12 protein-coding genes are annotated in these 13,033 nt (G+C 35.9%); all 12 read right to left on the bottom strand.

The features are described from left to right. Window positions 1-210: 210 nt before the first annotated feature. The 12 genes from CRN91_RS02155 to tkt all read right to left on the bottom strand — a co-directional run bounded on the left by CRN91_RS02155 (window position 211) and on the right by tkt (window position 12,872). Entirely contained in the window at window positions 211-429 is a 219-nt protein-coding gene (locus CRN91_RS02155) for a hypothetical protein (protein ID WP_114114816.1), read from the bottom strand. 184 nt (window positions 430-613) lie between these two features. Further along, complete coding sequence (locus CRN91_RS02150; RefSeq protein ID WP_114114815.1) at window positions 614-832, bottom strand: hypothetical protein; 219 nt, start codon at window positions 830-832, stop codon at window positions 614-616. Between the two features lie 166 nt (window positions 833-998). Beyond that, window positions 999-1,841 carry a 4-hydroxybenzoate octaprenyltransferase gene (gene ubiA, locus CRN91_RS02145; protein WP_114114814.1) on the bottom strand — a complete coding sequence of 281 codons (843 nt, stop codon included), beginning with the start codon at window positions 1,839-1,841 and terminating at the stop codon, window positions 999-1,001. After that, window positions 1,838-2,761 (bottom strand): RluA family pseudouridine synthase, encoded by a 924-nt coding sequence (locus tag CRN91_RS02140; RefSeq protein WP_114114813.1) that lies wholly within the window; start codon window positions 2,759-2,761, stop codon window positions 1,838-1,840. The genes ubiA and CRN91_RS02140 overlap by 4 nt, the downstream gene beginning before the upstream one ends. Window positions 2,762-2,765: 4 nt before the next feature. After that, window positions 2,766-3,536 carry a TatD family hydrolase gene (locus tag CRN91_RS02135; protein WP_114114812.1) on the bottom strand — a complete coding sequence of 257 codons (771 nt, stop codon included), beginning with the start codon at window positions 3,534-3,536 and terminating at the stop codon, window positions 2,766-2,768. Between the two features lie 8 nt (window positions 3,537-3,544). Further along, window positions 3,545-4,114 (bottom strand): 16S rRNA (guanine(527)-N(7))-methyltransferase RsmG, encoded by a 570-nt coding sequence (gene rsmG, locus CRN91_RS02130; RefSeq protein ID WP_371412780.1) that lies wholly within the window; start codon window positions 4,112-4,114, stop codon window positions 3,545-3,547. A gap of 38 nt (window positions 4,115-4,152) precedes the next feature. After that, a complete protein-coding gene (gene mnmG / locus CRN91_RS02125) occupies window positions 4,153-6,024 on the bottom strand; it encodes a tRNA uridine-5-carboxymethylaminomethyl(34) synthesis enzyme MnmG (protein WP_114114810.1) in 1,872 nt (623 codons plus the stop codon). 111 nt (window positions 6,025-6,135) lie between these two features. Then, window positions 6,136-7,197 (bottom strand): class I fructose-bisphosphate aldolase, encoded by a 1,062-nt coding sequence (locus CRN91_RS02120; protein WP_114114809.1) that lies wholly within the window; start codon window positions 7,195-7,197, stop codon window positions 6,136-6,138. A 27-nt stretch (window positions 7,198-7,224) separates the two neighbouring features. Beyond that, window positions 7,225-8,670, bottom strand: coding sequence for a pyruvate kinase (pyk, locus tag CRN91_RS02115; RefSeq protein WP_114114808.1), 1,446 nt, complete (start codon window positions 8,668-8,670; stop codon window positions 7,225-7,227). Window positions 8,671-8,672: 2 nt separating this feature from the next. After that, entirely contained in the window at window positions 8,673-9,830 is a 1,158-nt protein-coding gene (locus CRN91_RS02110; protein ID WP_114114807.1) for a phosphoglycerate kinase, read from the bottom strand. Window positions 9,831-9,868: 38 nt separating this feature from the next. Beyond that, window positions 9,869-10,864 carry a type I glyceraldehyde-3-phosphate dehydrogenase gene (gene gap / locus CRN91_RS02105; protein WP_114114806.1) on the bottom strand — a complete coding sequence of 332 codons (996 nt, stop codon included), beginning with the start codon at window positions 10,862-10,864 and terminating at the stop codon, window positions 9,869-9,871. 19 nt (window positions 10,865-10,883) lie between these two features. Next, window positions 10,884-12,872: a transketolase gene (gene tkt / locus CRN91_RS02100; protein ID WP_114114805.1), complete on the bottom strand. Its 1,989-nt coding sequence runs from the start codon at window positions 12,870-12,872 to the stop codon at window positions 10,884-10,886. Window positions 12,873-13,033 lie beyond the last annotated feature (161 nt).

Below are 13,033 nucleotides of genomic sequence, written 5' to 3'. Positions count from 1 at the left end.
TTCTCTCCATTAATTTTAAAAATAACCAGCATATTTGCTGATTAATGCACTTTTTATAGTATCAAAATCACTGTGTCAAGTTTTCAAAGCTTAAAAATGCATCAAAATACCTTTGAACCCTTATATCATATGGTTTAAGGCTATTAATAATATTTCATTTAAATAGTAAAAAACCCGCAATAAAGCGGGTTTTTATTGAGTAAATATGTATTACTTAGTAAAGATTTTATATAACAAAGCAACAGCAATTAAGCCAACTAAGTTTGCAGAACCAAGTCCCATAATTATATCTGTAAGTCTAGCGATTACATCACCAGGTAGGAATGCAGCTTGACTACCAAAAATTATTTGAACAACAACTGCGAGCGCAATAATACTTACACCAACTTCTGTTAATTTTTTTACCCAACCAATTACATTATCCAACATATTTTCTCTCCATTAATTTTAAGATAACCAGTTTCTCTGCTGATTGATAAACTTTTTATAGTATCAAAATCAGTGTGTCAAGTTTTCTCTGTTGTGAATTGCTAAAAATTACTTAATAGCCCTTCGTCTAGTTAATAAAAAACCCGCCTAATGGCGGGTTTTTTATTGAGTTAATATGAAACGTTTACTTAGAAAAGATTTGGTACAACAATCCTGCTGTAATTAAACCAACTAAGCCAGCACCACCAAGTGTGCCAATCATATCTGTAAGCCTAGCTACTACATCACCAGGTAGGAATGAAGCGCTTGAGCCAAATATTACTTGAACAACTACTGCAAGTGCTACAAGACCGACACCTGCTTCAGTTAACTTTTTAATCCAACCAGTTACATTGCTTAACATATTTTCTCTCCATTAATTTTAAAAATAACCAGCATATTTGCTGATTGGTGGACTTTTTATAGTATCAAAATCACTGTGTCAAGTTTTCTTGATGAAAAAAAGACAATAATTAAGCAAAAATGACTAGAATCTAGCTAAATGTTGCAAAAATTCAACATTAAGTAAGCTAACTAATTACAGAAAACAAGATACCTGCGAAGGCACTGATACCAATGAAATTATTGTTAATAAAAGCCTTAAAATACGCACTTTTTTGTCGTTTTTTCATTAAGAACTGATGATAAATCATAAAAAACGTAATAATTATCAAAGAAAAGTAATAAATTAAGTCTAAATTGAATGTTTTACCAATTGCAATAAAGATAATAATTAACAATATTTGCAATAAAGTGATAGCAATTTGATCATATTTTGCAAAAAGAATAGCAGTTGACTTTACTCCTATCTTTAAATCCTCATCACGATCTGCCATGGCATACAGAGTATCATAAATTAATGTCCATACTATTGTTGCAAGAAAGACTAATCCTGCAGAGTAAGGAATTAAGCCTGTTTGTGCACTAAATGCCATAGGAACACTAATGCCAAATGCCGCCCCTAAAACTAGCTGGGGTAAATGAGTCCATCGTTTTGTAAAGGGATATATAGTTGCTAAAGCAACAGCTACAATTGACAACTGAACAGTTAATGTATTTGTTAATAAAACTAAGCAAAATGCAATAACTATTAGTAATGAAAAAAGTAATAGAGCTTTTTTTGTTGAAATCTCCCCTGTTGTTAATGGACGGTCCTGAGTTCGAGCAATATGCTTATCAATATTGCGATCTGCATAATCATTGATAATACATCCTGCAGTTCTCATGATAATTACTCCCAGAGTAAAGATCACTAATAAGTCTATATCTGGCCAACCATTTGCACTTAAGAATAATGCCCAGTAGGTAGGCCATAAGAGTAAGAGTATGCCTATAGGTTTATTCAAACGCATAAGGCTTATATATGCATTCATAATTTGGCTAAGAACTTCTCAAGATCATCTGGTAATGGTGCAGATATTTTTTGGATCTCATTTGTCATTGGATTGGTAAATGTAATTGCTTTAGCATGTAAAAAAAGTCGATTTAACCCTTTTTTCTTCATCAATTTATCAAAGTTAGGGTCTCCATATTTATTATCCTGTGCTAACGGATGTTCTGCATATTTAGCATGCACTCTTATTTGATGGGTCCTCCCAGTCTCTATAACTACATCAACCAATGAAGCACTGTAGTCATCAATTTGAAAATTTTTTAGGGGATGAAAATGACTTAATGATTCTTTACCTTTTGAATCTATAACGCTATTTCTTGAATTTTGATAAATTGGAGCGTCAACCGTATGTCTTTTTTTACTCCAACTGTTTTTAACAAGGGCAATATATCGCTTCTCTAATTGATGATTAAAGAGTTGCTCATGTAAAGCTTTCAAGACAGAGCGTTTTTTGGCCAGAATTAGACAGCCAGAAGTAGCTCTATCTAGTCGATGAACAAGCTCAATTGGCTCTTTATATTCACTCTTAAGAGCTTCAATAATACCAATAGTAACACCACTTCCACCATGCACAGCCATTCCATGAGGCTTATTAATAATAAGCAAGCCTTTATCCTCAAACAGTATTGAATTATTCAGCGTCTCCAGCAAATTATCTGAAGGTTTTACAGCCACAGTTATTGAGGTTCTTATTGGTGGAATGCGGATAATATCCTCAGAAATAAGCCTATAGTCAGCTTTCTTTCTTCCTTTATTAACCCGTACCTCACCCTTTCTGATGATTCTATAAATATGAGACTTAGGAACACCCTTAAGCTGTTTGACTAAATAATTATCTAACCTTTGTCCAATCGAAAATTCATCAACTGTTATAAGTCTTGGAGCATCATGAATTGGCATGAGCTTATGGAAAAAATAACTGGTTAAAATTCTGCGTTGTTACCCTAGCTATATTATCGATACTAGTATTGCGAATTTCAGCAAGCTTTTCTGCTACATAATATGTATAAGCTGGACTATTTGGTTTTCCCCTATACGGAACAGGAGTCAGATAGGGCGAGTCAGTCTCAACTAATATACGTTCAGCAGGTATTTTTTTTGCAACATCTCGCAGAGTTTGCGCACTATTGAATGTTAAGATTCCTGAAAAAGAAATGTAGAATCCTAAATCTAGTGCTGCTTCAGCAGTCTCCCAGTCCTCTGAGAAACAATGCATAACACCTGATTGAGCTTTCTCCTCAGAAAGAATATTAATCGTATCAGATTTAGCTTCTCTCATATGAATTATCATAGGTTTTCCAGACTCATTAGAGGCTCTAATATGTCTTCGAAAACGGTCTCTTTGCCAATCTGCATCATCTTTCTTTACATGAAAATAATCTAATCCAGTTTCACCAATTGCAATAACACGTTCACTCTTGGCATAACCCAATAAATCTTCAACACTCGGATCCTTACAATTTGTCTCTGTAGGATGAACACCCACAGATGAAAAAATATTAGGATACTTTAATGCCAAATCATGTACCTGATTAAAATGCTCTAAATCAATACAAACGCATAAAAATTTACTAACTGATAGCTCACTAGCATGCTCTAGCATTGACTCTATGCTTCCACCAAAAGCATCTAAATCAACTCTATCAATATGGCAATGGGAATCAACAATTTGCATAACAAAAATTATATATTAATTTCTAAAAGTGATCTATTATCTGAAACAAAAGGAACCTTTAAAGAATGAACCTTAATATTAATATTATTAATATCATCTTCATTAATATTATCTCCTTTCATCAACAAGTATCTTCCATCACTTGACACCAAATGTTGAGTTTTATTAATTGTTTCATTTGTATCTGCAAAAGCCCTTGAAGTTATTTGTGGAAAAGTCTCTTTTGGCACGAAATCTTCAACCCTACTATTAATAACTGTTAAGTTTGTAAGTGACAACTCAGTTTTTGCAGTTTGCATAAACCGGCACTTTTTACCAACGCTATCAATCACAAAAACTTTGGTTTTGGGCTTCATTATTGCTATTATAATTCCTGGTAATCCAGCTCCAGATCCAACATCCAGCAATAACTCATCTTTAATAAAACTTATTATTGATAGGCTATCTAAAAAATGCTTTTTAATTGACTCTAAAGGATCCCTTATAGCACTTAGGTTATAGACCTTATTCCATTTACTAATAAGTGAATGGTAACTTAATAATTGCTGGATTTGAAACTCTGTTAAAGCTATATCCATTAATTCAGCACCGTCACAAAGTAACTTTTCTTTATCGTTCACGTCAAGGTTTTATAGGTCTTCAAAAAAACCAATAAGATAGAAATTGAAGCTGGTGTCACTCCTTGAATTCTGCTGGCCTGCCCTATTGTTTCAGGCTTATGCTCATTTAATTTTTGTCTAACTTCATTGGATAATGCTTTAATCTCACTATAGTCAATATCAGAAGATAATTTAGTATTTTCATTTTTTCGATATTTTTCGATTTCATCTAATTGACGTTTAATATAACCTTCATATTTGATTTGATTTTCAACTTGTTCAATAATTGACTTATCTTCTAAAAATGGTTTTGCTTTGTCAATATTACTAAGAGTTTTATAGTTTATGTTTGGTCTTTTGAGAAGAGCCTCTAAACTATATTCATGAGCAAGTTTTATACCTAAAACATCTTCAGCTTGTTTGTCACCAGCCTGAATCCAAAAAGACTTTAAACGTTTTTTTTCTGATGCTACTTGTTCATATTTTCCATTAAACGAATGCCAGCGAGATTCATCAATTAGTCCTAACTCTCTGGCTTTTGGAGTTAATCTTTCATCGGCATTATCCTCTCTCAAGAGTAATCTATACTCTGCACGAGAAGTAAACATGCGATAGGGCTCAGTTGCCCCTTTCGTTGTCAAATCATCAACCATAACTCCAATGTATGACTCGTCTCTTTTAGGAATCCATGGGTCTTTTTCTTGGACCTGTAATGCCGCATTGATTCCAGCAAGAATTCCTTGTGCGGCAGCCTCTTCATAACCAGTAGTACCATTAATTTGTCCAGCAAAAAATAGCCCAGTTATTTTTTTAACTTCAAGAGTTTGTTTTAAACCTCGTGGATCAAAAAAGTCATACTCAATGGCATAACCAGGGCGAATAATTTTCGCATCTTCAAACCCTTTAATCGAGTTTACAAAATCCTCTTGCACTTCATATGGTAAGGATGTTGAAATACCATTTGGATAAACTTCATGAGTCGTAAGCCCCTCTGGTTCAACAAATATTTGATGTGAATCTCTTTCTGCAAAACGTACAACTTTATCCTCAATTGAAGGACAGTAACGTGGCCCAGCGCCTTCAATTTTGCCACTATAGAGAGGAGAGTCTTTTAGACCATTAACAATATACTCATGAGTCTTTGCATTAGTATGAGTAATATAACATGGTATCTGATTAGGGTGGTCTAATGAACTTCCCATAAAAGAAAAACTTGGTAAAGGGGTATCGCCCTCTTGTTTTTGTAAAACATCAAAGTTAATTGTTCTTCCATCAAGTCTTGGAGGTGTTCCTGTTTTAAGTCTCCCAACCCCTAAGTCATAAGATCGAAGTCTTTCAGATAGTACATTAGCTGGAGCATCACCAGCCCTTCCGCCCTGATAATTTTGTTTACCTATATGAATGATTCCACCTAAAAATGTACCCGAAGTTAGAATTATTTTATCTGCAAAAAACTCTAGTCCCATTTGCGTAATGACACCCTTAACCCTTTGATTTTCAATAATCAAATCATCAACTGGCTGCTGAAATAGCGTTAGATTCTCTTGATTCTCTATTTTATATCTAACAGCTGCTTTATATAATATTCTGTCCGCTTGAGCCCTAGTAGCTCTAACAGCTGGCCCCTTAGATGCATTCAAAGTCCTAAACTGAATACCTGAAGAATCAATGGCTTTTGCCATAAATCCACCCAATGCATCAATCTCCTTTACAAGGTGCCCTTTACCAATTCCACCAATTGCAGGGTTACAACTCATTTGACCAAGGGTCTCAACGTTATGAGTTATTAGTAATGTATCAACGCCCATTCTTGCTGAGGCAAGAGCAGCTTCAGTTCCAGCATGGCCTCCACCAACAACAATTACAGGATAATATTTACTTTGCTTCATTTAAAATCAGTTTATTCTATAAAAAAACCCGAAATATTTCGGGCTTTTAATTATACGCTCTATGTTTTAAATTAATTAATAAGTCTAAATTGGCTAAAAACACCATAAATATTAATACTTATAACCAGCTTCAAATAATGTATCTTGCGATGAGGGTTGAGAACCAGAAACATAATCACCCATTGAAGCCTCAGAGTTAGCCTGACATCTTGCCATTAAGGCTTTTTGTCCTGCCTCCAAATTTTTACCTTGCCATGCTTGCAAACAAGACTGTTGGAGAGCTCTTCCGTAAGAAAATGTTAAACTTGTCGTACTTTTATTTTCAATGCTATTCATGGTATTTAGATAAACAGAGGCATCTTCTTCTGTTAGTCCACCTGATAAAAACATGATCCCCGGAACTGCCGCTGGAACGCATCGATTCATTGTACGAACTGTCATTTTCGCAACCTCTTCTGAACTAACCTTATTAGTATTTTCAGCACCCTGAACAGTCATAGAAGGCTTAAGCAATGTACCCTCTAAGAACACATTATTTTCTGCACATGCTCTATATACTTCTACCAAAACTTTTTCTTGAACTTCAGCTGTTCGCTCAATTGAGTGATTACCATCCATTAGAATTTCAGGCTCAATAATTGGAACTAGTCCAGAATCTTGACAAGTTCGAGCATACCTTGCTAATCCCCATGCATTTTCTCTAATTGCCAGATCAGTAGGACAACCATCTGCCGTGATTTGTAAAACAGCTCGCCACTTAGCAAACCGCGCCCCTTGCTCATAATACTCAGCTGTTCTCTCAGCAAGACCCTCTAATCCTTTGCACCAGGTTTCAAGCTCATGGCCACCTGAGAGTGGACTTAGCCCCTTATCAACTTTAATTCCAGGAATGACTCCCAAATTATGAATTTTTGAAACCATGCTTTCTCCATCAAGATGTTTTTGATAAAGTGTTTCCTCAAAAAGTATTACCCCACTAATATAATCACCAAGGCCCTCTGTAGTAAAAAGCATTCCACGATAAGCCTGTCGGTTTTTCTCAGTATTTTCAATATTAATTCCTGCAAGACGTTTACCTATCGTAGGCGTCGACTCATCAACTGCAAGTAATCCCTTACCTTGAGCAGCTAGTTGGCTTGCTGTTTCTCTAAGTTCTTCTTTATATTTCATCATATTGTTTACCTTTTTATATTTATGCTTTTAATAATTTCCGTCACCAACACAAAGAATCTTCATCAGATTTGTGCCACCTGACTTATCTTTATGCATCCCTTTAGTAAGCACTACTATATCACCATCTTCAACTTCAGCCTTGCTTTGAAGAATTTCAATGACATGACTATTAACATCATTCCAGTCATCAGCACTTGTTTTTTCTATATAACAAGGATAAACACCCCTATATATAGTTACTTTTTGTAAGGTTTTATTATTATCTGACATTGCAAAGATTGCAATATTAGAACTAATCCTTGACATCCATAAAGCAGTTTTACCAGTTTGTGTTAATGTGGCCACAAGCTTTGCCTTTATATGGTTAGCTGCATACATTGAACTCATTGCAATTGTTTCATCAATACCTTCAAAATCCTCATGTAACCTATGATGAGAGACTTTTGCTGTAGGACTTTTTTCAGCTTCAAGACAAACATCATTCATCGTCTTCACTGCCTCAATTGGGTAGGAACCAATAGCAGTTTCTGCCGAGAGCATTACAGCATCTGTTCCATCAAGAACTGCATTAGCAACATCAAAAACCTCAGCTCTAGTAGGAATTGGGCTACTTATCATTGACTCCAGCATCTGAGTTGCTGTTATTACAAATCTGTCATTAGCCCTTGCTAATTGGATTAGTCGCTTTTGCTGGGCGGGTAATTGAGGGTCCCCAATTTCGACACCTAAATCTCCACGAGCCACCATTATTCCTGCAGACTCTTGAATTATTTCAGTAATAATATCTTCTTCAAGCGCTTCAGCGCGCTCAATTTTAGCAATTACACTTGCATTGGACCCTGCCTTTAATAAAAGTCTCTTAGTTTCACGAACATCATCGGCATTAATAGGGAAAGATATAGCAACATAATCAGCATCAGCCTTTGCAGCTATTAAAATATCACTTCTATCTTTGTCCGTTAAAGCACTAGCACTAAGCCCTCCACCACGTAAATTAATTCCCTTATTGTTATATAAAGTTCCAGCTTGTATAACTGTAGTAAAAATTTTTGAATTCTTAATTCTATCTACTTTGAGAATTATTTTGCCATCATCTAATAAAAGCATATTCCCAGCATTTAAATCATTTGGTAATTCTTTGTAAGCTATTCCAACAGCTTGATGATCACCTTCCATTTCAGGTAAATCAGCATCAAGTATAAATTGATCTCCCAAACTAAGTTTAACCTTATCATTTTTAAAACTGGAAATTCGGATTTTAGGACCTTGAAGATCCATCATAATACCTATAAAAGTATCATTTTCTTTTTCGTATTGTCTTATCGCTTTGATTCGTTTTAAATGATCTTTTTCATCATTATGTGAAAAGTTTATACGAACTACATTAACCCCACCATCTAGAATTCCTTTCAAGACTTCAGGTCTATCTGTTGATGGCCCTAGGGTTGCTAAAATTTTAGTTCTTCTATTAATATTTACTCCTCATTTCTTGAATCTAATATTTCAACAACAGGAAGTTGCTTTCCTTCTAAAAACTCTAAAAATGCTCCACCACCCGTTGAAATATAGGATATTTTATTTTCAATTTTGAATTTATCTATTGCTGCAATAGTATCACCACCCCCTGCAATAGAAAATGCTTCTGATTCAGCAATAGAATTTGCAATTCTCTCAGTACCTTTAGAAAATTGGTTAAATTCAAATACTCCAACAGGTCCATTCCAAAGAATTGTTCCAGCATTTTGCAAAATTTCACACAATACATCTATTGATTTTGGCCCAAGGTCAAAAATCATATCATCGCTAGCAACATTTGTTGAGCTTTTAGTTTCAGCATTTGCAAATTCTGAAAACTCTTTCCCACAAACTACATCTTTTGGAATGGGTATATCACATTTATCCATTAAGGCTTTAGCCGTTGGTATAAGGTCATGCTCACACAAAGACTGCCCAACCCCATGTCCCTGAGCAGCAATAAATGTATTTGCAATACCGCCACCAACCACTAACTGATCAACAATTTTAGAAAGTGCGTCTAATACAGTTAATTTGGTTGATACTTTTGATCCACCAACAATTGCAACTAAAGGTCTTTTTGGATTATCTAAGGCTTGACCCAATGCTTCAAGCTCAGAAATAAGCAATGGTCCGGCACAAGCTATTGGTGCATACTTAGCCACTCCATAGGTTGAGGCATGGGCACGATGAGCTGTTCCAAATGCGTCTTGAACACAAATATCACACAACGCTGCCATCTTCATTGACAAGGTTTCATCATTTTCTTTTTCACCAACGTTAAATCTAACATTTTCAAATAAAATTACCTCTCCAGCTTCTATTTCAACTCCATCTAGCCAATTAGACTCAAGTCTAACTGACTGGCCAAGGAGTTCCGAGAGATGATTAGCAACCGGCTCCAGTGAAAAATTTTTATCAAACTCTCCAGCATTAGGTCGGCCAAGATGAGAGGTGATCATTACTTTAGCACCAGCATTAATTGCAAAAAGAATAGATGGTAAAGAGGCAATAATTCGCTTATCACTGCCAACCTCGCCATTCTTAATGGGTACATTTAAATCTTGGCGAATTAAAACTCGCTTTCCACTTAAATCAAGGTCAGTCATTTTAAGCATGTAATTTCAACCTCATAACTGATTCAAAAATATAATATTTAGGCAATATGCTCAGCTAAACGCAATAAGTTGCAGGTATAACTATATTCATTATCGTACCATGATACTAATTTGACAAAGGTTGAGTCCATTGACATTCCAGCCTCCGCATCAAAAGTAGAGGCATATGTGCTCCCGACAAAATCTGTAGAAACAACTTTTTCGTCTGTATAACCTAAAACTCCCTTCATTGAAACTTCAGATGCTACTTTCATTGCAGCACAAATTTCCTCATAGCTAGAGTCTTTATTAAGTTCAACAGTTAGATCAACAACTGAAACATCTGAAGTGGGAACCCTAAAAGCCATGCCAGTTAATTTACCATCAAGTTCAGGCAAGACTTTACCAACAGCTTTCGCAGCACCCGTTGAAGAAGGAATAATATTCTCTAAAATACCACGTCCACCTCTCCAATCTTTTATAGAAGGGCTATCGACAGTTTTTTGAGTTGCAGTTGCTGCATGAACAGTAGTCATTAATCCTCGCTTAATTCCCCACTCATCATTTAATACTTTAGCAATAGGAGCCAGACAGTTTGTTGTGCAGGAAGCAGCTGAAATTATGGCTTGCCCATCATATGAATCATGATTAACGCCATAAACAAACATAGGAGTAGTATCTTTAGATGGCGCTGATTGAATTACCTTTTTTGCACCTGCATCGATATGTGCTTGACAGCCCTCCTCAGTTAAGAAGAATCCAGTGCAATCAATTACTAGATCAGCACCAACATCCCCCCACTTTAAATCAGAAGGGTTTCTTTCTGCTGTTAGTCGAATCTTTTTTCCATCAATAACAAAATTATTTCCTTCTACAGCTACTTCCTTACCAAAACGACCATGAACTGAATCATATCGAAGCATATACGCTAGGTAATCATTATCAAGAAGATCATTAATTCCTACTACCTCAAGGTTATCAAAGTCTTTATCGATTGCCCGAAAAACCATTCTTCCAATTCGACCGAAACCATTAATACCAACTTTAATTGTCATTACTTACTCCTAAAAAAAATTAATCTAAAACTTTATTTATAGTATCTACTACATTCTCAACAGTAAACCCAAAATGCTTAAAAAGCTCGCCTGCAGGAGCAGACTCACCATAAGATGACATTGCAACAATGCCTCCATCAATACCCACATACTTGTACCAGGATTCTGCAACACCAGCCTCTATTGCAACGCGCTTAATGCCAGGTATTAAAACAGAGTCTTTGTAATCTTGTTCTTGTTCATCAAAGGCATTAGTAGATGGCATTGAAACCACACGAATTTTTTTGTCAGTCATTTCTTTTGCAGAATCAACAGCTAGAGAAACCTCTGAACCCGAGGCAATGAGAATAATATCTGGAGAACCCCCACAATCTTTTAAAACATAACCACCTTTTTCTATGTCAAGAATTTGCTCATTAGATCTTTCCATAGGAGTCAAATTTTGTCTAGAGAAAATTAAGGCTGTCGGGGCATCTGATCTTTGCATTGCAACTTTCCAAGAAACTGCAGACTCAATTGCATCACAGGCTCTCCAAGTTTGAAAGTTAGGAATTACTCGCATTGTTGCTATTTGTTCAACAGCTTGATGGGTAGGTCCATCTTCACCAAGGCCTATTGAATCATGCGAATATACAAAAATTGTACCAATCTTCATCATTGCTGACATTCGAAGCGCATTGCGCATATACTCCATAAACATCAGAAAGGTAGCGCCATAAACTTTTAATCCACCATGAAGAACCATGCCATTCATCATAGCTGCCATACCAAACTCTCGAACTCCCCAGGAAATATAATTACCATCAGCGTTATTAGCATTAACCACAACACTGCCTGACCAATTAGTCAAATTTGAACCTGTTAAATCAGCTGAGCCTCCAAATAATTCTGGAACAATTGGACCCATAGCTTCAATTGCGTTTTGTGATGCCTTTCTTGAGGCAATATTAGGCATGTCTTGTTGAGTTTTAAGAATATACTCATCCATTTTTTTAGCAAAATTATCTGGTAATTTTCCAGACATACGTCGCTTAAATTCAGCGGCTTCCTTAGGATAAGATGCATTATAGGCTGTGAATCTTTCATTCCAATTATCCTCGCATTCAGCCCCCTCTTGATGATGATCCCAGCCATCATAAATTTCCTGAGGAATCTCAAATGGAGCAAAACTCCAGCCTAATTGTTCTCTTGTTTTAGCAATCTCATCATCTCCCAATGGTGCGCCATGACAATCATGAGAACCTGCTAAATTTGGGGAACCAAAACCAATTACAGTTCGAGTGCAAATTAAAGTAGGTCTATCATTCATGGCTTTAGCTTCTACAACAGCTGCATTAATTGCCTCAGGATCATGGCCATCAACATCTGTTATTACATGCCAGTTATATGACTTAAAGCGACCAGGAACTCCCTTCTCCATCCAATCACCAATATGGCCATCAATTGAAATATCATTGTCATCCCAAAAGGCTATTAATTTTCCCAGCCCTAAAGTTCCTGCCATAGCACATGACTCGTGAGACAATCCCTCCATAAGGCAACCATCCCCCATAAATACGTATGTGAAGTGGTCTACAATAGAATGTCCAGGCTTGTTAAATGTCGCAGCAAGTGTTCTCTCTGCAATAGCCATGCCTACGGCATTTGCAATACCCTGACCCAATGGACCAGTAGTTGTTTCTACACCCTCTGCATAGCCATACTCAGGATGGCCTGGAGTTTTTGAATGAAGTTGACGAAAATTCTTAAGCTCATCAATACTTAAATCAAAACCTGTAAGATGTAACAGGGAGTATATTAGCATTGATCCATGTCCATTTGAAAGAACAAAACGATCCCTATCAGGCCAATTAGCGTTAGATGGATTGAACTTTAAATGCTTATTCCATAAAACTTCTGCAATATCAGCCATACCCATTGGCGCTCCAGGATGCCCAGAGTTTGCTTTTTGAACAGCATCCATACTTAAAGCACGGATGGCGTTTGCTAATTCCAGTTGAGATGCCATTAGTTAACCTATGAATTTATTTTTGGACTGGTTATTATACATTTATTAGTGCCTCTTTTTTCTGAAAAAGGCTTCTATATAAGCAAAAATGAGCAAAAATATTTATATACACTTTGTTGTAATTATTAATTTGATAAAAAAAAATATAAACATTAATAATC

It is taken from the genome of Candidatus Thioglobus sp. NP1, from assembly GCF_003326015.1.
Classification (GTDB): domain Bacteria; phylum Pseudomonadota; class Gammaproteobacteria; order PS1; family Pseudothioglobaceae; genus Pseudothioglobus; species Pseudothioglobus singularis_A.
The sequence above is the reverse complement of the archived record's forward strand: the minus strand, read 5'-3'. Positions and strand labels throughout refer to the sequence as shown.